The organism is Candidatus Hydrogenedentota bacterium (genome assembly GCA_018005585.1).
In the GTDB taxonomy this organism is placed as follows: domain Bacteria; phylum Hydrogenedentota; class Hydrogenedentia; order Hydrogenedentales; family JAGMZX01; genus JAGMZX01.
Genome location: JAGMZX010000009.1, coordinates 12,913 through 35,165, shown reverse-complemented (window position 1 = coordinate 35,165; position 22,253 = coordinate 12,913). Strand labels below are relative to the sequence as shown.

Sequence of the window (22,253 nt, the reverse complement as noted above, 5' to 3'; positions counted from 1 at the left end):
TGCCCACCGCAACCCCCATTAGCGGTAGCCAATCTGTCAGACCGCCCACACAGCTTGTGGCCGGCCACCTTCGGCAACCCGTTATTCGCGGGGCGCACAAAACCACGCATCGCATAAACCCGACGTCCTCGTCGTGCACCTTGGCGCTTCCACCGGCGCAAAGCGTTGCAGTCCACGCTTCCTGCGAAGTCCTCTTGGAAGTCCTCACCCCGCGTTTCCTTTGGCGAGGGCCCTCCTCTCTAACGTTCGCTATACGACCCCGGGAGACACAGCACTTGCACGCCCCCCCACACGCCGGGGTACCTGACCCGCAGTCCGGTCAAATCAGGAGAGACGGCCACGGAAAACGGACCCTAGCGGTGCTCCAGTGCGTCTTCGAGCGTATCGACCACGCCCCGGAACGTCTCGCGATTGGCCTCGTTCAGTGCACACAGTTCCTTATGCGCGGCCAAGACGGTACACGCCCATTCACGGTCGCTTTCCTCGACTTCCGGCAGGGAGGTCAGGTCCGTGCACTGTTCCGGCGGCCCATGAATGATGAGGAAGACGGCGTGAAAGCCCATACTTTCCAGAATGCGTTCCATATCTTCCGTCATCGTCAGGAGGATGGCCTTTCGGCTGAACCGCTGTATGGTGTGCTTCGTTATCTTGGCCAGCAGCCCCAGACCCGTGCTGTCTATCCCTGAGGCTTCCGTAAGGTCGACCAGGAAGTACCTGACATCCCCGGCTTCAAACAGGCCATTCAAGAAGGTATTCAAGGATGCCAGAAGATGCCGGGAGCCGCCCTGTGCAAAGCCAATTCTCCCCACAAACTTCAGCGCCACCAAGTCGCCCCGCCGCGCATACAGGATGTTACCTGTGTCCACCCTCAGCCTCCTTTCTTGAGCAAGAGCACCGATATGTCGTCAGGCACCTGTCCTGGCCGCGCAAGCCCCAAAGCGTCCACCGCGGTCTCGATGTCCGGGACGCACGGCTCCATCAGCGAGAGCAGCCGGTTCTCCTTGTCGAGCAGCCGGTGTGCCGGGAACACCTCGAAGACGCCGTCAGAGAATATGGCCAAAGCGAAAGACTCCGGCAGCGTCAGCGTCTTGGAAGCATACGTCCAATCCTCAAACATGCCCACGGGCAGATGCGTGTCGGCCAGGAAATGTGCCGACTGCCCGTCATGAAAGACCGGATAGGGGAAATGCCCTGCGTTCCCGTACCGCATGACCTGTTGCCCCGTGTCGATCACCGCGAAGAACATGGTGAGGTGCTTGTCGAATTTCCGTGCGAGAATCCGGTCATTCAGCAGTTTCAGTACCCGGCCGGGGTCCAGGATAGTATCGTTCTTGAACTCGCGGTATTCGTCGATCAAATGGCTGATCGTATTCTTGAGCAGCACCGTGACGAAAGCGGACGAGACCCCGTGCCCGGAAACGTCCGCCACGTAAAAACCCGTTTGCGCGTCGTTGATCTTGAAATAGTCCAGAAAATCTCCGCTGAGAAACGCGGAAGTCCTCAAGAAATAATCGAACAGGACGCCGTTGAGCACCGTCGACCGCTGGGGAAGCAACTGGAACTGGATGTACCGGGCCGCCGTCTCGTCCTCTTCCAGTTGTTGCAGGCTTTGCTGCAGACGGCGGTTGGTGGCGACGAGGTCCTCCCGGTATTTGCGGTTCTGCTGGATAAGACGCGCCTGGTCCAGCGCGCGCTTCACGGCATGTTCCAGAATTCCCATGTCCTCAATGGGTTTCAGGAGATAGTCCCACGCCCCCAGGCGCAGCGCTTCGATCGCGTCTATCATCTCACCGGAACCTGAGACGATGATGAACGGCAATTCCGGAACAAGCCGGCGCACTTCAGACAACACCCGCATGCCGTCGAGTTCCGGCATGCGCAAGTCGCAGAGGATCAGGTCCGGTTCATCAAGAAGAACGCGCTGCAGGCCGATCCGCCCGTTCTCTGCCTCGATAACCTCGTAACCACTGTCCGTCAGGTAGGCGGCCATGCCGCGCCGGACGGTCGCCTCATCTTCGATACTTAAGATACGCGGAGGGTTGTGCATAAGGCGCGATTCCCTGCGAAAAAGGTTCCTGGAAGGTCTAACTGGCTATAGACATCTGGCTCCTGACCATCCGCTCCTGTCTCTTGTCCTCAGTTCGACGCCCCAATCGTTGCCCTGTAGTCACGACAATCCGACGCTTTCCAGTCCGCCACAAGCCGCGCAAGTGGATTATACACTGACAGGATGCGCCAAGACAGGGCAAACCTCTGCGTCACAGGAAGCCGCCGTCCGGCTTCCGGCACATGGCTCGAGCACGCCTCGCCGCTCCGGTCCAGTCGCCTGTTCAAGGCCGCTGCGCGCCGCGTTCCGGCCGGCCGCCGCATCCCTCTCATGGCCCCGTCTGTTGCCGGGAAGCGATGCGCGATTCCAGGTCATGCAGGAGCGTCTCCAGCGTTGTCGCGGCATTACCAAGAAGGAGCACGACATTCTCGCGGCCGTACAAGGGATTCTCGATGCCGGAGTATCCTGGTTTCGTGTCCGCATTACAGACGATCACGTTTCTGGCGTCATGCGCATGCAGGATGGGCATGCCATAGATGGGCGTGCCTCTTGCGGTGATAGCCGCGGGGTTCACCACGTCACACGCGCCAACGACAAGCGCCACGTCGGTCTGGGCAAACTCGGAGTTGACTTCTTGGAGTTGCACCATCTTGTCATACGGAATATCAACGTCGGCAAGCAGCACCGTCATGTGGCCCGGCATGCGGCCCGCCACGGGATGGATGGCAAACCGAACGTCTTTGCCCAGGTGGTCAAGCAGTTCATAGAGGTCCCGTACCGGACCCTCCGCTTCGCCGAGCGCCATGCCGTAGCCAGGAATGATGATGATTCTGTTCGCCTCAAGAAGAGCCTCGACGGGGTCAAAGGCGGCCGGAGCGGGGCCACCGGCCGAATCAAGCGGCGCTCCGCCCGCAGCGGGTTCGGACGCGGCGACAGCATCGGCTGCGGGCGCGTTCGCCCCCGCCATCGTGGCGCCCGTCAGCACCTGAAGAAGCGAGCGGTTTATGGCCGCGCACATCACGCGCGTCAGAATCAGCCCCGCCGCGCCGACGACCGCGCCCGCGGCCACGAGGAAGGCGTCATCCACCACAAAGCCGCAGATGCTTGCGGCGATTCCCGACGTCGCGTTCAGCAGCGATATCGTGATGGGCATGTCAGCGCCGCCAACGGGCAAGGCGAACAGCGCCCCGAAGACCAAAGCGCCAGCAGCCAGGAGCGTGAGTCCCATCATGATACCCGGTCCGCCCAGACCGCCTCCCAGCGTAATCAGAAGAACGAACAGGACAATGAGAATCGCCCCCGCAATCCGCACCCCAAGCGGGAAGCGCAAGGGTTGCTGGGGGAGCAGGCGGTGCAACTTCGCAGCCGCGACAAGGCTTCCGCTCAACGTAACACCCCCAACGGCAACAGCCAATCCCCCCGTCACGAGGTCATACAGATTGCCTGCGTGCGCGGACACTTCGGCCGCCGCGAACGCCGTCAGCAGGGACGCCGCGCCGCCAAGCCCGTTCAGCAGCGCCACCAGCTGCGGCATCTGCAGCATCGTTACCCGGACCGCGAGCACCAGACCCAGAACAGCTCCCGCCAACAGCGAAACGAGAACGAGCGGCAGCGCCAGCAACTCTTGAGACCAGAGAACGAGCAGAATTGCGGTCAGGAGGCTCAAGGCGGCCAGGCGATTGCCCCGGACCGCCGTTTCCGGCGCGCCCATCAGCCGGATTCCCAAAAGAATCGCGACGGCCAACACAATCTCGACCACACCATGCATGCGCGCAGCGGCCCTTCTGTTATTTCTTGGAGCGGAACATCTGTAACATGCGGTCCGTCACGACAAAACCGCCCACGACATTGGTCATGGCCAGTACAATTGCGGCGGCGCCGAGGAACCGGCTGCCCGTCGCCAGCGCCGCCGCCGTCGCGGTCAGCGCGCCCAATACGGTGACGCCCGAAATAGCGTTCATGCCGGACATCAGCGGCGTGTGCAGAAGCGGCGGCACCCGCCGGATAATCCGGTAGCCGACCACCGACGACACCAGGAACACCGTCAAGAGAATCACAAATCGCACGAGGCAGACCCTTTCTCTCCGGCGCGCTGCGCCATGGCCTCCAGGGCCCCCGCATGCACCACCTGCCCATCCAGCGTTACCAGCGTCGGTCCGATGATCTCGTCTTGGCGGTCGGCGCGCACCGCGCCGTCTTCAACTAGGTAGGTGAGAAAATGAAGGAGATTGTGCGCGAATAGCCAGGAAGCGCTCACGGGAACGTAGCCGGGAATGTTCTTGACTCCCATGATGGTCACGCCATGCTTGACAACCGTACGGCCGGCCTCCGTCAATGCGCAGTTGCCGCCTTGGTCAATGGCAATATCCACGATTACAGAGCCGGATTTCATGCCCCTGACCATGTCTTCGGTCACGATTACGGGCGCGATGCGACCCGGCACGAGCGCGGAGAGTATCAGAATATCCGCCTTGCAGACCGTTTCTCTAATGGCTTCCTGTTCCCGCGCGAGCCACTCCGGCGCCAAAGCCCTGGCATAGCCGCCCGCGCCTCTCGCTGCTTCAACCGGAACCCCGGTATCGACAATCTGCGCGCGGATGCTCCGGGCCTGCTCCATCGCCTCGGGCCGGATGTCCGCGGCAAAGTTGATGGCGCCGAGACGCTTGGCCGTAGCCAGCGCCTGAAGTCCGGCGACACCCGCCCCCACAACGAAGACCTGCGCGGCCGGCACGACCCCGACCGCGGTATTGGTCAGGGGCACGAAACAGCCCAGTTCGTCCGCCGCCATCACGACACTCTTGTATCCCGCGACCGTACTCATGGACGTCAGCGCGTCCATGGGCTGCGCGTTTGATATGCGGGGCACGCCGTCCAGCGTGAAACTGGTCACCCCTTGGGCGGCGAGGTCCCGCACCATCTGGTGGTTGGCCGGCGAAGCCGGGTGGAGAAAGGCCACCAGCGCCTGGCCCGGCTTCATCATCGTGACCTCGTGTCGGTTCTTCCGAGCGTCGAATTGAGGCTCCTTGACCTTCAATATCACGCCCGATTCCGCGAAGACGGCGTCACTGTCGGCAACAATCCCGGCGCCCGCTTCCCGGTACCTGTCATCATGGTGATGCGCCGCCGCGCCCGCGCCGCTTTCCACCAGTACACGCGCGCCTTCATCCGTCAGTTTTGCCACCGTTTCAGGTATCGCCGACACCCGGTACTCATGTTGCATAATCTCCTTGGGTATCCCAAGGACCAGACCCTTGAACTTCATGCTGCTGGTCTCCACAAGTAATGCATATGCATAAGGCATCGTGCCTTGCGAGGCTTGAGACCGGTTGAGCCGGTCATGGGCAACCCGTGGCGGGCAATTTCCGGCCTCCTAGGGCCGATGACGGACACTCTCAATGCGGAACTGCGTCCGTCCTTCGGGCAAGTCTGCCACAAAGGTATCGCCCACCCTATACCCGAGTATGGCCGCGCCCAGTGGCGCGAGCACCGACACGCTCTCGTTGTCCGGGTCGCGTTCACCGGGATACGTCAGCGTGCATTCCAGGTCTCTGTCCGCGGTAACGTCCCTCAGCTGTACGCGCGAATTCATCGTGACCACATCCTCGGGAGTCATGAGCGCATCGATGATTATCTGTGCCTGCGCAATCTCTTCCTCCAGCTGCCGGATATGCGGCAGGTCACGCTTGTCCGGAAACTCGTGCACCACGGCGAGGCATTCCAGCAGCCGCTGCCTGTCCTGCGCGGTGATGTGAATCTGCTTAGCCATGCTCGGATTTCCTCCAATAGCTTTCCAGAAAGCACCGGCAGACCCTGCCGGAGTCATGCAGACACGGGCTCCGCGGAATATCATCGCCGCACCCATCTTTAAAGGCCGGCATTCCTAAAGGGTGTGTACACGTGTCTGTCATGCGGCGCGCCGCGCCGCGCAACCTTCCGGCATACGCAACATGACATCCCCGTGCAGGAAACAAAACGGCCCCGGTCTCCGGGACGGGGCCACGACACTTCTGTGCTGATACCTTTTCCTTGCCAGAGCTGCACTTGGCGGCACCCAGGATGGGGCCAGCCGCAGGTTCGTACAAGTTCTCGTGCTCTTTGGCCAGATGCCATACTCCGCATCCTTCCTGGGTACTGAACGCATATTCAAGACTGAACCTGAATTCATGGTAATAAGGTTCTCGCCTCTTAGTCAACCCAAGCCCAGACACCAGAAAGGCAAACGCGGTCCAGGCAAACCTCCCTAGACCGGTCATGCCTCTCCGTGCGTTCGACCGGAGACGTGACAGTCCCTCCCATTCTCGGGCTGTCAGAGGACGAGCGTCCGGCTTGTTTGCCCCTATTCTGCACGCGTCCCCTTGAGTGGCCATTTTCATTTGGACTCAGCGCGGGTCTTTCCATGATGTCACACCTCATCCGGCAAGAGGTTGCATAGCCGTGGCGCGTTGCCCTAGATTGAACGCTTCCGGCACGTCGTCATGCGCGCGGGTTTGAATGCAATTGTTACATAAATGTTTATGTACATGCAAACCTGCCGCAAGAAACCAAGGAGTCTGTATCATGGCGGAATTGAATGGCTCAAAAACCGAGAAGAACCTTTGGGCAGCCTTTGCCGGCGAATCGCAGGCAAGGAACAAATACACCTATTTCGCTTCCGTCGCCAAGAAGGAGGGGTATGAGCAAATCGCGGCGATTTTCCTGGAGACGGCCGAACAGGAGAAGGAGCATGCCAAGCTCCACTTGAAGGCATTGGGCGGTATCGGCGGCACCCTCGACAATCTGAAAGCCGCGGCGTCGGGCGAGAACGAGGAATGGACTGACATGTATCCTCGAATGGCCGCCGAGGCACGCGAGGAAGGCTTCGCGGACATTGCCCGCGTCCTCGAAGGCATCGGGAAGATCGAGAAGGAACACCAGGAACGGTATCAGGCGCTGTTGAAGAATCTGGAAGACAGCCAGGTATTTCAGAAGCCCGGAAAAGTCAAATGGCGTTGCCGGAACTGCGGTTTTGTTCACGAGGGCGCAAAGGCCGCGATGAAATGCCCCATATGCGGGCATCCGCAGTCCTATTTTGAAATTGTCCCCGAGAACTATTGACCCGTAGTCACGGAGACGCATGGCGGCGGGCGGTTCGCAGCCGTCCGCCGCGGGCGGTGTTTGGCGCGCGGTCCGGGCCGTTTGTCAGGCACAAAGCCATATTCGACGGTCTGGTGCTTTTCGACACCCGGCCAACAGCGGCGCCCGTCGCACGCCACGCGTGAAACCGTTTCGGGGTATAATAGCGTCCGAAGCTCAGGAAGAGGGGGAAGCAACGGTCGCACGCATTAGGTAAGAGGCGAATCGGTGGACGAGTACCCGTGAGAATGCAGCGGCGGAGCGTGTGGTGCGGCAAGGCAAGGCGCGCGCGGAACGCAGTTGGCAAGCGGGATGCGTTTCGGCGGTCGTGCGGTGTCGTGCTGTCATTATGCTGCTTCGCGGTATGCGCGCGGGGGGATATCGCGCGCATCCTGGACGTTGGCGACAGTTGGGTGTTTTTCCCCTACGCGCTGCAATCGCCGCCCGCGCTCGAGGAAGTCCTTGCCCGCCCGGAATTCGACCTCGGGCAGTACCGCGAAGATGGCAGTATCGGTTTGACCAATATCTTCGCGGAAGGCTGGGACACGCCGGAGCAGCTTCAGAAGATTGCGGACCGGCTGGCTGCCTTGCCCACGCTCGATATCTGCCACGTAAGCCTGGGCGGCAACGACATCGTTCACACATGGAAACAATTCATGAGCCCGGCGCAGGTCGATACGATGATGGCCGAAATCATCGGCCACATCCGGAACGTGGTGCAGTTCTGCCTCGACCAGCGCCCGGACGTGCGCGTGGCCTTGCTGGGCTACGATTACGTCAACTTGTACGAAGGCTTCATGATCAACGATTTCGGCGAAGTCTGGGACTACGAAAGCATCACGCACTGGGCGGTCACCTACTGGGGCTATCCAATACCCGCCAACCGGCAGGAAGTGCTCGAAATCGTCCGGGAAGTACACGACATTTGGGCCGAATTGGAGCGGCGCAAGATTGAACTCGCGCAAGAGTTTCCCGGCCGCGTCACGTACATCCACAATTTCGGCTATGTCCAGCACGTTTTTGGCGTGCCTGCCGAGGGGGTGGAACCGGGCGAAGCCGGCATACCCGACGGGCCGGAGAACGGCTACGCCAATTTCCCGAATGGCAGGCCAGACCTGTACAACCCGCGTATCGTCATGAAAATAGATGACGGCGAGATGGACCCGCTCCACCTGAATGCGGAGGGTTTCCTGACGTTCATGGAAAACGCGGTGCGCCAGTGCTACGCGGCCTGGCTCGCGGATTCCACCCCGCCCGTGGTTGCCAGTATTCGCCCTTTGGCGGAAGCCGCTAATCCGACGGACGCGCCGGAGGTCATCTTTGAGGTCAAGTTCACCGAGCCCGTTACCGGTGTCGATGTCACGGATTTCTCCGTGCGCACTTCGGCCAGTGTATCCGATGCCGTGATTTCGGACATGTCAGGCGCGGACGCCACCTGTTTTGTCACCGTTTCCGGCATGACGGGCGCGGGCACGGTCGCCCTCGACCTCGTGGACGACGACACGATTTACGACGCGGTCTGGTATCCGCTGAAGCGCCTGGACGATGGCAGTTTCCGCGGTGTCCAAGCCTATTGGCTCGGCGGCGGCCTGTTGGACTGCGCCCAAGCTACGGCTCTGGAAATGCAGGGCAACGCGCTCTATGACGCACAACTCGGCGGCGCTTGGCCTTTCGCTGACCTGGACGGCAACGGCATTCCGGACCGTTTCGAACTCGCTCTCGCCGCGCGCCTGTGCTGCGACACGTCATATCCCGGACATGACCCGCTTCAGGCCGCTATCGCCTCCAACGCCGCCGCACTCGAATCGGAGCCCGGCTTTGCAGCGCTGGAACCTTATACGGACGCGATTGCAGCGTTCTGCGCCATATCGCCTGACTTGCGCGACGGCATCGTTTCCGCGCTCTCTCTCACCGCGGCATACAGCGTCTTCGAGTTGGACATGGCGTTTCCGCTTGCGTCCCTCGGCGACCCGGACGGCGACGAAATCTCGAACCTGTTCGAATATGACTGGGTTGTAGACCAGGAGTGCGCCCACGTCGAATACGCCATCGCGGCATCCACGGCCGGCTGCGGCCCCGACGACCTGCCCACGTGCCCGGATCCGAGCGTGTTCGATGACGAGGCAGAGGCATTCTTCGTCGCGTTGCAGCAGGGTATCGAATGGAAAGACGCGGACTGGGGTGACAATGGCATTCCTGACCGCTACGAACTTGCGCTGCTGGGCCGGGTCTTCTGCGACGGGAGGCACCCGCTCCATGACCCGCTGGCCCTCGTATACGCGGACAATCGCGCCGCGCTTGAAGCAGACCCCGCCGCGGAACTGTTCCTGCCCTATATCGGGTATCTGTCCCTGTTCGCCGCAAGCTCCCAGGAAGCCGCAGACAGCATCGTCCAGGACATGGCCCTGACCGCCCCAATCGCCGGCCTCCAGTACGAAAGCGCAGAGCCGTTTGCCGCCGCGTCCGACCTGGACGGCGACGGCGCCTCCAATGACCGCGAATTCACGTGGACGTTCATACGCGGCGGTTCGCCGGAGGTCTATGCCGACGAGGCCTCCGACCCGAACCGGGCGCCGGATGCCGCCATTCCCAATTGCGACGTGGCGGTCACGTTCGAGAGCCAAGGCCGCGATTTCTATGAATTCGCGTTCGAGGAGGACGTCTGGCAAACCGCCGACGCGGACGTCAGCATGATTCCGGACCGCTACGAAATTTCCGTGCTCGCGGCTATCTTGTGCGATGAACATCACCCGCTCCATGAGACGGTGCAACAGGTTCATGACGCCAATCTGGCCTTGCTCCGTGTGGAACCCGGTATCCCGTTCCTGGCCCCCGTGTTCGACATCATGGCCGCGCTGGCGACGCTCGACCAGGCCTTTGCCGACATCCTGAAAGCGGGGTTGTCGCTCGAGGGCGACTATGCCCCCTACTCGAACGGCGCCGACCTGCCGTTGTCGTCCCTGGGCGACCTCGACCTGGACGGCGCGCTGAACTATGAGGAATTCGAGAACATAGGCGGCCTCGACGCAACCGTGCCCGAATACGTCCGCGCCGTGCTGGGCTCTTACTACCCGCCCGCGCCCGAACTGACGGTCGACCCGTTGATCACCAACGATTCCCGCCCGGCCATTACCGGCACGGTGCGCTACTCGGTGGCGCTGGGGCTGAGCCTGGACGGCGCCACGTGGCGCGCTGTCCTCGTCGATAACAACGAGTGGGTTCATAACGTGCCCGACCCGCTGCCGGACGGCGTGTACGACGTGCGCGTCCGGGCCGTAGGCGCGTACAACCGCGAAGGGCACGACAGCACCACCGATGAACTCATCATCGACACGGTAGCCCCCGTCATCGCGCTGAACGGACCGGGCCGGTTGACGGCCGAAGCAGGGGAGCCGTACCTCGATCCCGGCGCAACTGCCATGGACGACCGGGAGGGCGACATCAGCGAACGCTTGAACATGACGAACAACGTCAATCCGAGCCTGATCGACACGTTCAGCGTCACCTATGATGTCGAGGACACCGCGGGCAACTTTGCGCTGACGGCGACGCGCATCGTGGACGTGCGCGACCGCACAATCCCCGTCATCACGATGCTCGGAGACGCGGAAATGACCGTCGAGGCGGCCGAACCGTTCAATGACCCCGGCGCGACCGCGTGGGACTCCTTCAGCGGTGACATCACCCCCGAGATACGGGTGACGGGGAGCGTGGATGTCATGACGCCCGGCACGTACGTGCTGGCCTACGACGTGCGTGACGCCAACCGCAACGATGCGGTAACCGTCTCGCGAACTGTCCATGTCGTTGACACGCAACCTCCTTTCGTGACGCTCCTGGGGCCTGCGGACATGTCCGTCCCCGTCGGAGAGCCCTTCGCAGAACCGGGGGTCGTGGCGTGGGATGCGCTCGACGGCGACCTCAGCGCGGCCGTAGTCGTCATCGGCATGGCCGATACGGAGATACTGGGCGCGTACGTGTTGACGTATACCGCGCAGGACGCCGCGGGGAATGTGTCCATCCCGGCCGTGCGCACGGTTCATGTCGTGGACGAGGTCCCGCCCGTGCTCTCCGTCACGGGAGACAATCCCCTGACCCACGAAGCGCCCGAACCCTACAATGACCCAGGTGCCACCGCGTTCGACAACTACGACGGCGATCTCACCGCGGCCATACAGACCGCGAATGACGTGAACCCGGCGATTCCGGGTGATTACACGGTCACCTATTCACTGGCCGACTCGTCTGGTAATCCGGCACAAGCGTTGCGCGCCGTTCATGTCGTGGACACGACCGCCCCCATAATCACGGTCACAGGCCCCTCTGAACTGACGCATGAAGCAGCGACCCCCTATGCCGACCCGGGCGCCACCGCCGCGGACACCGTGGATGGCGACCTCACCGCCGCCATTGTGGTGACGGACAACGTGAACGTCGCCGTGCTGGGCGATTACACCGTCGCCTATTCGGTAGAAGACGCGTCGGGCAATACGGCCGACGCGCAGCGCCTGGTCCATGTGGCCGACACGACGCCGCCGGTCATTACTTTAATCGGGCCGGAGACTCTCCTGCACGAAGCGGGCACGGCCTATGCCGACCCGGGCGCCATCGCCGCGGACTCGCGCCAGGGCGACCTTACGGCGCTGCTGCAGGTCGAAAACACTGTGGATGAAGACACGCCGGGAGCATACACGGTGACCTATCGGGTGTCGGATTCGGAAGGCAACGAGGCCCAGCCGTCCGTCCGCCATGTGCTGGTCGCCGATTCCACCGCGCCCACGCTCGTGCTCATAGGCGACGCCATAGTGACGCTGCGTTGCTTCGACGACTTCATGGACCCCGGCGCGATGGCCTTCGACCTCGTAGACGGCGACAGGACCGCCTTCATCCGGGCCGAGAGCAGCATTGTGGAGCACTCACCCGGCGAATACCCCGTCACCTACCGTGTCGCAGACAGCCAGGGGAACGAAGCCGAACCCGTCGTACGCACGGTCATCATCCTCGATGATTGCGGCCATACCGCGGACCAGAACGGCGATTTCCGCATCGGCCTCGCCGAGCTGCTGCGCGTCATCCAGTTCTATAACACGAAGAGCCACCATTGCGAACTGGGCACGGAAGATGGATACGCGCCCGGGCCGGGCGGCCAATGGTGCCCGCCGCACGACCTCGACTACGCCCCCGCGGACTGGCGGATCGACTTGTCCGAACTGCTCCGGGTCGTGCAGTTCTACAATGCGGGCGGCTGCTATCCGTGCCCGGATTCCGGCACGGAAGACGGCTTCTGCTTTGCGCCCAACTGACGTGCCGGGGCCGGCGCGCCGGCATCCGGGCTCAGTCATCCGCATCCAGCCGCCCGCGGATATCCGCAATGACGGCGTCGAGAATGGCGTCGAGCGAGGTCTTGGGCTCATAGCCGATGGCCTCGCGTATCTTTTTCAGGGAAGGCCGGCGGTGCCGCATGTCGTCATAGCCCGGACCGTAGGCCGCGTCATAGGGAACATACCGGATTTGCGACTTGCTGCCCGTGCGCTCGATGATCCGTTGCGCAAGTTCTTCAATCGTGACGCGCTGGTCGTTCCCTATGTTATATACGTCACCGCACAGCGCGCACTGCTCCATCAAGCCGACCAAGGCCGGCACGATGTCGCCCACATACGCGAAACAGCGCGACTGCTTCCCGTCGCCGTAGACCGTCAGCGGCTCGCCGCGCAGCGCCTGCGCCACGAACGTGGGAATGACCATGCCGTAGCGGCCCGTCTGGCGCGGACCGACGGTATTGAACAAGCGGCAGATGACGACCGGATGCCGCTTCTCGCGCCAATACGCCATCGCCAGATACTCATCAATGGCCTTGGACGCCGCATACGCCCAGCGATGCCGGCTCGTCGGGCCTATGACGCTGTCGTCTTCTTCCTCAAACACCTCCTTCATGCTCTTGCCGTACACTTCGCTCGTCGAGGTGATAAGCAGGCGCCTGCGGTAACGGCAGGTCTCTTCCAGCACCGTTTCCGTGCCGCGAATGTTGTTGACGATTGTCCGGATCGGCGCGTTGACGACCAACTGCACGCCCACCGTCGCGGCCAGGTGATACACCACGTCCACTTCCCGCACCAGTTCCCGCACGATCTGCTGGTTCAGCGTGGAATCGATGACGCACGTCAGCCGTGCAGCAAGCGGCTCAATATTCTGGAAGCGGCCCGTGCTCAGGTCGTCCAGCACGAATACCTGCTCGCCCCGCGCCAGCAGCGCCTCGCATAAATGGGACCCGATGAAACCCGCACCGCCTGTAACCAATACGCGCATGTTCGTCTCCCCGAATTCTGCCAGATGCGTCAGTATAAGGCTGAATCGTGCGGCCTTCAAGGGGACGGCGCGTCGCATTCCGTCCCGCGCATTCTATGCTTGAGACCTCCCGATTCCGCTGATATAATGGCGTTTCTTTCCCCGGTTCAAAAGGCGAAACCGGGAATCTTCCGCGGTCCAATGTGGCGCTTACACTGAAAAGGAGTAGAGCATCATGCCTATTAAGCCTCACGGCGGTGCGCTGGTCAACCGCCTGCTCGAAGGGGCCGCCCTTGAGGCGGCGCGGACGAAGGCGCGCACGCTGCCGCGCATCCAGGTCGACACCTACCTGGCGTTCGAGATCGACGGCATCGCCAAGGGCCTGTACAGCCCGCTGACGGGCTTCATGAACGAAGAAGAAGCCCGCCGCGTGCTCGGCACGATGCATCTGCGGCCCGGCATCCCCTGGACCTTTCCGCTGCTGCTGCATGTCCCGCAGAACGACGCGGACCGCCTTGAAGTGGGGCAGGAAGTCGCGATCGCGGACGACCGCGGCGACCTGGCCGCAATCCTGCATCTCAGCGGGAAATTCTCGCTTGACAAGCGCGAGATCGCGGAGAAAGTCTACCGGACTACCGACGAGAAGCACCCGGGCGTGGCCTATACCTACGCGCACGGGCCGGTCTATCTCGCGGGGGAACTGGACGTGCTCCAGGCGCGCGAGATCGAGCATCAGGAGTGCAACCTGACGCCGGCGCAGACACGCGCCGCCTTTACCGAACGCGGCTGGAAGCGTATCGTCGCGTTCCAGACGCGGAATCCCATCCATCGCGCGCATGAGTATCTGACGAAGTGCGCGCTGGAAATCTGCGACGGCCTGCTCATACATCCGCTCATGGGCACGACCAAGAGCGACGATATCCCCGGCGACGTGCGCATGAAGTGCTACAAGGTTCTCATGGACCGGTATTACGCACACGAACACGTCATGCTCTCGATTATGCCGGTGAACATGCGGTACGCGGGCCCGAAGGAAGCAATCATGCACGCGATCATCCGCAAGAACTACGGCTGCACGCACTTCATCGTGGGCCGCGACCACGCGGGCGTCGGCAACTATTACGGCACCTACGACGCCCACTACATTTTTGACGAATTCGACCGCGCGGAACTGGATATCACGCCGCTGTTCTTCGAACACGCCTTCTACTCCAAGATAACCGGCGGGATGGCGTCGCCGAAGACCTGCCCCGGCGGGCCGGAAGACCACGTCTTCCTCAGCGGCACGAAGGTGCGTGAAATGCTGCAGCGCGGGGAGATGCCGCCCGAGGAATTCACGCGGCCCGAAGTCGCGCGCGTGCTCATCGATTGGGCGACCAGCGCGAAATAACGGCGCCTGTCTGGATTGGGGCGGAATGCCGGCCTTTCCGCGGCGTTCCGCCTCTTATAGTCTGCGGGCGTATCCTCATGGTTCTTTTGGTCCTTGTTATGGCGAGTACGAGTACGGGCGCCAGAAAGCTGTAGATTCGCGATGCATCTTGGCGTATTGACACCCGACGTGCAGCATCGCTGCTGCTACGGGGATGAAGAACGCTACATGCGCCGCCTGCTGGTAACGTTGCGGCGCATGCAGGACCAGGCGCGCCTGTTCCTGTTCACCAGCGAGGAGCAACATGCCTCCTATGAAGGCTGGATGCGCGTCGCCATCGGCAAGGTGAGCGGCGGCCGCGGCGGGCTCGCGGGCATGCTTGGCGTGGGCGGACCACTGGCGCGAGCCGCGAGAAAGGCAGGGGTGAATGCGTTGCTTGCGCCGCTGGCCGCGGCGCCGGTCAGTCCCCCGCTGCCCACGTGGCTGTACATCGTCGACGTGCGGCCCTGGGAGCCGGGCGGCGACCTCGCGGACGACCTGAAGCAGGCAAAACGCGTCTGCGCGCAGGCTCACGGCATCATCGCGACGTCCGAACACACGCGGCGCCGGTGTCTCGAAGTGCTGGACGTGCCGCTGGACAAGGTCGTCGTGGCGCCGCCGGGCGTGGACACCGTATTCAGCGAGCCGAACAGCTCGATTGTCGAGAAACCGTACCTGATGATTGTGGGCGACACGTGCAAGACCCACAATTATCCGCTCATCTTCAAGGGGCTCGCCCAGATTCAGAAGGAAACGCCCCACAATTTCGTGGTGACCGGCACGGCGTGCAGCGCGGAGCCGCCTACGTGGGGCCCGCGCGGCGTGCGCATCGAGCGTTGCCCGGACGCGCAACTCGCCGGGCTGTATCAGAACGCGGCGGCCATCGTCTTCGCCGCACTGCACGACGGCAGCGGCCAGCGCGTGCTCGAAGGGTTGCGCGCCGGCGGCATGCTGGTCACGCCGAACCTCGGCGCAATCCCCGAAGTGGCCGCCGACAACACCATCTTCTACAACCACGAAAGCGTTGAGTCATTCGTGCGCAGTCTGCGCCGCGCCATCCAGCAGGGGCCCGAAAGCCTCGACTTGCGCCGCCGCGCCGCGAAACGCGTGGCAGAATACACGTGGGAAAAATGCGCCTGGAAAGCGCTGTCCGCGTTCAAGAAGCGCTAGCCCCGCCGTTCACGCACCCCGCGCCGAGAGCCCGCCCAGGAACCGGATGTACGCCTCGATCCCCTTGTAGAAATTCGGCAGGTATTGACGTTCGTTCGGGCCGTGAATGCCGTCGTCCGGCAGCGCGAACCCCAGCATCACCGAATCCACGCCGAGTCGCGCCTGCATCATGCCTACCACAGGCACGCTCCCGCCCTCGCGCTTGAAGGTCGGTTCGACGCCGAATACCTCATGCAGCGCCTCCGCCGCCGCGCGCATATACCGCGATTTGCGGTCCGTGATCGCGCCAGGCCCGCGCGAATGCTCGCGCAGCGTCCACGCAACGCCTTCGGGCGCGTTGGCTTCGAGATACGCGCGCAGACACGCCTCCATCTGCTCGGGCCGCTGGTCCGGCACGAGCCGCATCGAGATTTTCGCCGACGCGCGCGCGGGCAGCACCGTCTTCGCGCCCGCGCCCGTGAAACCGCCCCAGATGCCGTTGACCTCGAGCGTCGGACGCGCGCCCACGCGCTCCGTCGTCGTATAACCCGCCTCGCCGTACAGGCCGCGGGCGCCCGCGAGTTGCAGCCAGCCCTCGTCGTTGTACGGAACGCGCCGCAAGACTTCGCGCTCTTCGGCGTCCAGTTCCCGCACATCGTCGTAGAAACCCGGCAAGGTGACCCGCCCCGCGCTGTCGTGCATGCCCGCAATCAGTTCGCACAGGACGTGGACCGGGTTGCGGATGGACCCGCCGAACAGGCCGCTGTGCAGGTCTTTGGCCGCGCCCTGAAGTTCGAGTTCGAAATAGGCCAGCCCGCGCAGCGAATACGTGATCGACGGCTGGTCCGGCGCGTGGACGCCGCTGTCGCAGTTCAAGACCACGTCGCAGGCGAGTTGGTCGCGTCGCGCCTCGATGAACGCCTCCAGATGCGGCGACCCGACCTCCTCCTCGCCCTCGACCAGGTATTTCAGGTTCACCGGCAACGCGCCCTGCGCCGCCAGCGCCTCGACCGCGCACAGTTGCGCCCAGATTTGGCCTTTCATATCCGACGCGCCGCGCCCATACAGATAGTCGCCCTCGACCGCCGCCGCGAACGGGTCCGTGCGCCATTCCGCGACCGGATCGACCGGCTGCACGTCATAGTGCCCGTAGACCAGCACCGTCGGGCGGTCCGGCCGCTGCTCCGTCTCCGCATACACGACGGGATGCCCCGCCGTGGCCACGATTTCGACCCGGGCCATGCCCAATGCGCGCAACGCCGCCGCCAGCCACTCGGCAGTGCGCGCCATGTCGTCCTTGTGCTCCGGCAACGTCGAAACACTCGGAATCGCAACCAGTTCCCGCAAGCGGCTCAAAAAATCGGCCCGGCGCCCCCGCGCATACGCCAAAGCAGCATCCAGAACGCTCATCTGTTCCTCCATTCTTGCCTCTATACACGGCGTCACAATCGACGCCCCTTGTTCGTCGTTCAACCGTCAGGTTGTCCCCGAAAATCCGCACGCTGAAGCTTGGACAACGAACAGGGGAATTATGTCGTTGCGCATAAGGAATGACACTATAAACAATTCTCCCCGCGGACGCGACGTCCCTGTCGCTGCCTCCAAGACTGCAGACGGGTGCGGCGCCCTCGTGTTCCCGGGGTCGTGAATCACCGCGCGGGTTCCCTTGCCTGCGCCGGGGCGTGTAGAATGGCGGCGAACCCTTTTCCCCAACCGGTGTCCAAAGATATGAACGGAGTCAGGCGGTCCGTGGAAGCATTGCGCGAAGGCACGCGGCAAGCGGACATGGCGCTCGTGACGGCGTGTCAGGAAGGCGACGACGCGGCGTTCGAGGCGCTCATGCGCCGGTACAAAGATCGCGTCTACGCGGTGCTGTATCGCTTCCTGGGCAACCGCGAGGACGCGCTGGACGTAGCGCAGGAGGTGTTCCTGCGGGCGTATCGCGGCATGGCCGATTTCCGCGGCGAGGCGCGAGTGTATACATGGTTGTACCGGATCGCGGTGAACCTTGCGCGGAACCGGGTGCGCGACCGGGGCCGCAAGGGCCGGGGCCAGGCGATTTCGCTCGAAGGGCTCGAGGAAGCGGCGCCGGGCGCGGCGCAGGCGGCCGCGGCGGATTGCGATACGCCGCGCGAGCGTGCGCAGCGCGGTGAATTGCAGGCGGCGCTGGAGGCGTGCCTGGAACAGGTGCCTGACGCATACCGGCTGGCGTTCGTGCTTAGGATTTTCGATGAGCGCAGTTACGAGGAGATCGCGGACGCCCTCGAATGTCCTGAGGGCACCGTGAAATCGCGGCTGAATCAGGCGCGGCGCCTGTTGCGCGCGTGCTTGGAACAAAATGGCGTGTTGTAAGACATGAACGGCGAGCACGAAGACATACGCGAGCAGTTTTCGGCCTACCTCGACGGCGAGATGGACACCGGGGCGCGGGCGGCGTTCGAGGCGCGTATCGCGGCGGACCCGGCATTGCGCGTGGAACTCGACGCGTGGCGCCGCGTGGACGCGCTATACCGTGAGTTGGAGCCCGTGCGCGCCCCAGAAGCGCTGGAAGCGGCCGTGCTGGACGAAATGCGCGGCGTGCGCATCCGGTTCCGGCGTCCCCGGGCCGCGCCCGTGCGCTTGTGGCCGGTGCTTGCCGCCGCAGCGTGTTTCCTCGTCGTGATGGGCCTGATGTTCTCGCGCACAAGCTACGTGTCAACACGGACGCAATTGGCGCGGGAGCAAGCCGCGCCTCCGTCGCCGATGCCGGAAGCAGCCACGGAAGCCGCCGCCGACGCGGCCAGAGCGCAGCGGATTCCGGGCGCGCAGCCCGAGGCGAAGATGGAAACGGCCGCGGGCGCGCCGCAGCCAAGCCGGGGCGATGGAATGATTACCGCGCCGGAAGTGTCCGGACGGCCGCACGTGCCGGAAGGGACCTACTTCGTTATGCTGGACACCGCGCCGGAGGCTGCGCCCGAAGTCTCCGATACCCCAGCGCCCGAGCCGCCGGTCCCGGAGCCGTCCGCGGATATGCCGCCTGCCCGCCTTGCTCCTTCGCCGGCCATGGAAATCCCGATGCAGGCCCCGCCTCCTGTCGCGGCGCCTCGCGCCGCACCGCAGCCGCCGGTCCGCCTCGATGGAATAACTGAAAAGCAGGAGACCGGGGATATCCGATTTGATGCACGCATTGGCGCGGCGGCGCGGGATTTGGGTGGTCTCGAACCCGCTCCTGCGCCAGCGCCTGCCCAGCCCCCGGTCGCGGCGGTGTCCGCGCCCGCACCAATAGAGCAGGAAGTACCTCCGCCCGTCCTTGCTGAAACGCCCCCGGCCCAGGCGGAGACGGTCGTAGCCGTGCCCGAGCCGCTCCCCGCGCCGCAGTCCGTGCCGTCTCTCGGTGAAGACCGTCTTGAGAGGCACCGCCGAGCGCCCACAGTTGGGGGATACGGCGGCGGGTATGGCGGCTACGGCGGAACCATGCGCGGGGACCATGCCACGGAAGCGCAGCCGCCCAAGGCCGCGCCGCCTGCCGCGCAGCTTGGCGCCGCTCCTGCGCCCTTGCAGGATTCCCCCCAAGCTGTGGAAGCGGGCGCCACTCGCGAAGCAAACGGGCACGTCTTCACGTTATGCGGCGACACGTGGCAGCAAGAAGACTACGCGGACGAATCGCTCACGGAACTGCGCCGCGACACGCGCTTCTATCGCGTGCTGTTGAAGAATCATCCTGAAATCGCGGCCGTGGCCGGGCTTGGCCCTCGCGTAATCTTCAATGTCGGCGGCCACTGGTACTTGCTTCTGCCGGCGCCCGCCCTTTAGGCGGATGACTCTCCGGGCCGCAATCCGGGCAAGGCTGATTTGCCGAAACGGCGCCAGGTCCGCATAATGCCCGCACCATACACGGGGAGGTCCGAGAATGAGAGTGCCCGTCGCGAGTGTGCCCGCGAGATTTCTGTTCGTAGCGGTCCTGACGCTCTGCATAGTGTTCCCGGTGAAAGGTCGCGTCATGGCGGACAGCATCAAGAACGCATCCTTCGAAGAAGAGGGCGGTGATGGTCCCGCGGGCTGGACGACCCAGACGTGGGGCGGCAAGGCGGACTTCACGTTCGAGGAAGGCGGGCGCGGAGGCGGGCACTGCGTGGCTGTCGCTTCCGAGGATGGCGCGGACGCCGCCTGGTGTGTCACGGCCGGAATCGAACCATGGTCGCAGTACCGCCTGACCGGCTGGGTCAAGACACAGAACGTCACGACGCAGAACGGGCGTGGCGCGCTCCTGAATCTGCACAATATGCAGCCACTGCAAACCGGGGCCGTCACGGGCACGCACGATTGGACGCGCGTCGAACTCGTGTTCGATAGCGAGGAGAACGAAGAAGTCCAGATCAACTGCCTGCTGGGCGGTTGGGGCACGGCCTCGGGCAAGGCGTGGTTCGATGACCTCGACCTCGCATTGCTGAAGACGGAATCGTCTCAACCGGTGGCGCGAATCGAGACTTCAAAGACCGGCGCCCTCATTTCGAAGTACCTCTACGGTCAGTTCATCGAGCACTTGGGCCGGTGTATCTATGGCGGTATCTGGGCCGAGATGCTCGAGGACCGCAAATTCTTCTACGGCATCGGGGAAGAAGAGTCCCCTTGGCGCAAGCTGGGCGACGTGAACGCCGTGACCATGACGCAGGAAGCGCCCTACGTGGGCGAGCACATGCCGCGCATCGAGGCCAAGACCGCGCCCGCGGGCATCGCCCATGGCGGGCTCGGGCTCGTATCCGGCAAGGTCTATACGGGCCGCATCGTGTTGGCGGGCTCGGGCAGCCTCGCGTCCGTTGAAGTAAGCCTAGCGTGGGGCGCCGCACCCGCGCAGCGGCAGACGATTACGCTCGGCAACTTTGCCGGCGCATTCCGCACCTATCCCCTTTCGTTCACCGCAGGCGCGGACACCGATGACGGCGCGCTCGAGGTCCTCGTGCGCGGCCCGGGCCGCGCCGACATCGGGGCGGTGTCGCTCATGCCCGCCGATCATGTGCACGGCATGCGCGCCGACACGCTCGCCGTGCTCAAGGAATTGAACGCGCCCATCTATCGCTGGCCGGGCGGCAACTTCGTCAGCGGCTACAACTGGAATGACGGCATTGGCGACCCGGACAAGCGCCCGCCGCGCAAGAACCCGGCCTGGCAGGGCATTGAGCACAACGATTTCGGCATCAACGAATTCCTGACGTTCTGCCGCGAAGTGAACGCGGAGCCGTACATCGTCGTGAACAGCGGCCTCGGCGACCTGTCGCTCGCGCTCGGAGAACTCGAATATGTCAATGGTCCGGCCGATTCGCCGATGAGCAGGTTGCGCGCGGAACACGGCCACCCGGAGCCGTATGGCGTCGTATGGTGGGGCATCGGCAACGAGATGTACGGTGATTGGCAGCTCGGCCATATGCCGCTCGAGGAATACGTGAACAAACACAACGCGTTCGCCGAAGCCATGCGCGCCGCGGACGCGTCCGTCAAACTGGTCGCGGTCGGCGCAACGGGCAAGTGGTCCGACACCATGCTCGCCGAATGCGCCGACCACATGGACCTGCTCAGCGAGCACTTCTACTGCGGCGGTTCCCCGCGGGTCTCGACACACGTGCGCCAAATCCGGCAGTCCATTCGCGCCAAGGTCAGCGCGCACCGCGAGGCGCACAAGACTATCCCGGCTCTCGCGGGCAAGCAGGTCCCCATCTGCATGGACGAATGGAACTACTGGTACGGCGACCACGTCTACGGCGAACTCGGCACGCCATACTTTCTCAAGGACGCGGTCGGCGTCGCCATGGGTCTCCATGAATACTTTCGATCGAGCGACATCGTCTACATGGCGAATTATGCGCAGACGGTGAATGTCATCGGTTGCGTCAAGACCAGCAAGACCGCCGCCGCGTTCGACACAACCGGGCTCGTGCTTCAGTTGTACCGCAACCACTACGGCGCGATCCCGGTCGAGGTCAGCGATGCGCCCGCGTACCTCGACATTGCCGCCGCATGGACCGAAGACCGCGGTTCACTGACCGTCGCCGTCGTGAATCCGGCCATCGAAGCGCGGGAACTGGAACTCGAAGTGTCGGGCTGCAATACCGGCGCGGGCAGGCGCTGGGTGCTTACCGGGCCCGGCCCTATGGCGCACAACGAGCCGGGCAAACCGCCTCTCGTGACGGTCCAGGAAGAGCAGATCTCCGGCGGGACGCAAACGCTACAACTCCCGCCTCTGAGCGTGTGCCTTTACGAATTCCCGGCGCAGTAACC

15 protein-coding genes are annotated in these 22,253 nt (G+C 63.5%); 7 read left to right on the top strand and 8 right to left on the bottom strand.

The window, feature by feature from the left end; genetic code table 11:
* Positions 1 to 353: 353 nt before the first annotated feature.
* From KA184_02920 to KA184_02895, 6 genes are all read right to left on the bottom strand, one after another.
* Positions 354 to 866, bottom strand: a complete 513-nt coding sequence (locus tag KA184_02920; protein MBP8128505.1) for an STAS domain-containing protein — start codon at positions 864 to 866, stop codon at positions 354 to 356.
* Between the two features lie 2 nt (positions 867 to 868).
* Complete coding sequence (locus KA184_02915) at positions 869 to 2,047, bottom strand: SpoIIE family protein phosphatase (GenBank protein ID MBP8128504.1); 1,179 nt, start codon at positions 2,045 to 2,047, stop codon at positions 869 to 871.
* 328 nt (positions 2,048 to 2,375) lie between these two features.
* Positions 2,376 to 3,815 (bottom strand): NAD(P)(+) transhydrogenase (Re/Si-specific) subunit beta, encoded by a 1,440-nt coding sequence (locus tag KA184_02910; GenBank protein MBP8128503.1) that lies wholly within the window; start codon positions 3,813 to 3,815, stop codon positions 2,376 to 2,378.
* A 19-nt stretch (positions 3,816 to 3,834) separates the two neighbouring features.
* Positions 3,835 to 4,113 carry an NAD(P) transhydrogenase subunit alpha gene (locus KA184_02905; GenBank protein ID MBP8128502.1) on the bottom strand — a complete coding sequence of 93 codons (279 nt, stop codon included), beginning with the start codon at positions 4,111 to 4,113 and terminating at the stop codon, positions 3,835 to 3,837.
* Positions 4,101 to 5,309, bottom strand: coding sequence for an NAD(P) transhydrogenase subunit alpha (locus tag KA184_02900; protein ID MBP8128501.1), 1,209 nt, complete (start codon positions 5,307 to 5,309; stop codon positions 4,101 to 4,103). The genes KA184_02905 and KA184_02900 overlap by 13 nt, the downstream gene beginning before the upstream one ends.
* A 108-nt stretch (positions 5,310 to 5,417) precedes the next feature.
* Positions 5,418 to 5,813 (bottom strand): GreA/GreB family elongation factor, encoded by a 396-nt coding sequence (locus KA184_02895; GenBank protein ID MBP8128500.1) that lies wholly within the window; start codon positions 5,811 to 5,813, stop codon positions 5,418 to 5,420.
* A 791-nt stretch (positions 5,814 to 6,604) separates the two neighbouring features.
* On the opposite strand from KA184_02895, the gene KA184_02890 reads away from it, so the two are divergent.
* Together KA184_02890 and KA184_02885 are read left to right on the top strand one after the other, a co-directional pair.
* Positions 6,605 to 7,141, top strand: a complete 537-nt coding sequence (locus KA184_02890; protein ID MBP8128499.1) for a rubrerythrin family protein — start codon at positions 6,605 to 6,607, stop codon at positions 7,139 to 7,141.
* Positions 7,142 to 7,407: 266 nt separating this feature from the next.
* A complete protein-coding gene (locus tag KA184_02885; protein ID MBP8128498.1) occupies positions 7,408 to 12,462 on the top strand; it encodes a DUF5011 domain-containing protein in 5,055 nt (1,684 codons plus the stop codon).
* Between the two features lie 31 nt (positions 12,463 to 12,493).
* Here KA184_02885 and KA184_02880 read toward each other — a convergent pair whose 3' ends face one another.
* Entirely contained in the window at positions 12,494 to 13,465 is a 972-nt protein-coding gene (locus tag KA184_02880; protein MBP8128497.1) for a GDP-mannose 4,6-dehydratase, read from the bottom strand.
* Positions 13,466 to 13,679: 214 nt separating this feature from the next.
* On the opposite strand from KA184_02880, the gene sat reads away from it, so the two are divergent.
* Positions 13,680 to 14,834 carry a sulfate adenylyltransferase gene (gene sat / locus KA184_02875; GenBank protein MBP8128496.1) on the top strand — a complete coding sequence of 385 codons (1,155 nt, stop codon included), beginning with the start codon at positions 13,680 to 13,682 and terminating at the stop codon, positions 14,832 to 14,834.
* 141 nt (positions 14,835 to 14,975) lie between these two features.
* Positions 14,976 to 16,022, top strand: a complete 1,047-nt coding sequence (locus tag KA184_02870; protein ID MBP8128495.1) for a glycosyltransferase — start codon at positions 14,976 to 14,978, stop codon at positions 16,020 to 16,022.
* Between the two features lie 9 nt (positions 16,023 to 16,031).
* On the opposite strand, the gene KA184_02865 is transcribed toward KA184_02870, so the two are convergent.
* A complete protein-coding gene (locus KA184_02865) occupies positions 16,032 to 17,411 on the bottom strand; it encodes a dipeptidase (protein MBP8128494.1) in 1,380 nt (459 codons plus the stop codon).
* 339 nt (positions 17,412 to 17,750) lie between these two features.
* On the opposite strand from KA184_02865, the gene KA184_02860 reads away from it, so the two are divergent.
* From KA184_02860 to KA184_02850, 3 genes are all read left to right on the top strand, one after another.
* Complete coding sequence (locus tag KA184_02860; GenBank protein ID MBP8128493.1) at positions 17,751 to 18,353, top strand: sigma-70 family RNA polymerase sigma factor; 603 nt, start codon at positions 17,751 to 17,753, stop codon at positions 18,351 to 18,353.
* A 3-nt stretch (positions 18,354 to 18,356) separates the two neighbouring features.
* Positions 18,357 to 19,793, top strand: coding sequence for a hypothetical protein (locus KA184_02855; protein MBP8128492.1), 1,437 nt, complete (start codon positions 18,357 to 18,359; stop codon positions 19,791 to 19,793).
* 97 nt (positions 19,794 to 19,890) lie between these two features.
* Positions 19,891 to 22,251, top strand: coding sequence for an alpha-L-arabinofuranosidase (locus KA184_02850; GenBank protein MBP8128491.1), 2,361 nt, complete (start codon positions 19,891 to 19,893; stop codon positions 22,249 to 22,251).
* The last annotated feature ends 2 nt before the right edge of the window (positions 22,252 to 22,253 follow it).

What these genes read in the sequence shown, in the direction of transcription:
- KA184_02910 (MBP8128503.1), bottom strand. Translation starts at nt 3,815, where the DNA reads ATGCATGGTGTGGTCGAGATTGTGTTGGCCGTCGCGATTCTTTTGGGA.
- KA184_02850 (MBP8128491.1), top strand. Translation starts at nt 19,891, where the DNA reads ATGAGAGTGCCCGTCGCGAGTGTGCCCGCGAGATTTCTGTTCGTAGCG.
- KA184_02855 (MBP8128492.1), top strand. Translation starts at nt 18,357, where the DNA reads ATGAACGGCGAGCACGAAGACATACGCGAGCAGTTTTCGGCCTACCTC.
- KA184_02895 (MBP8128500.1), bottom strand. Translation starts at nt 5,813, where the DNA reads ATGGCTAAGCAGATTCACATCACCGCGCAGGACAGGCAGCGGCTGCTG.
- KA184_02885 (MBP8128498.1), top strand. Translation starts at nt 7,408, where the DNA reads ATGCAGCGGCGGAGCGTGTGGTGCGGCAAGGCAAGGCGCGCGCGGAAC.
- KA184_02890 (MBP8128499.1), top strand. Translation starts at nt 6,605, where the DNA reads ATGGCGGAATTGAATGGCTCAAAAACCGAGAAGAACCTTTGGGCAGCC.
- KA184_02915 (MBP8128504.1), bottom strand. Translation starts at nt 2,047, where the DNA reads ATGCACAACCCTCCGCGTATCTTAAGTATCGAAGATGAGGCGACCGTC.
- KA184_02880 (MBP8128497.1), bottom strand. Translation starts at nt 13,465, where the DNA reads ATGCGCGTATTGGTTACAGGCGGTGCGGGTTTCATCGGGTCCCATTTA.
- KA184_02870 (MBP8128495.1), top strand. Translation starts at nt 14,976, where the DNA reads ATGCATCTTGGCGTATTGACACCCGACGTGCAGCATCGCTGCTGCTAC.
- sat (MBP8128496.1), top strand. Translation starts at nt 13,680, where the DNA reads ATGCCTATTAAGCCTCACGGCGGTGCGCTGGTCAACCGCCTGCTCGAA.
- KA184_02865 (MBP8128494.1), bottom strand. Translation starts at nt 17,411, where the DNA reads ATGAGCGTTCTGGATGCTGCTTTGGCGTATGCGCGGGGGCGCCGGGCC.
- KA184_02900 (MBP8128501.1), bottom strand. Translation starts at nt 5,309, where the DNA reads ATGAAGTTCAAGGGTCTGGTCCTTGGGATACCCAAGGAGATTATGCAA.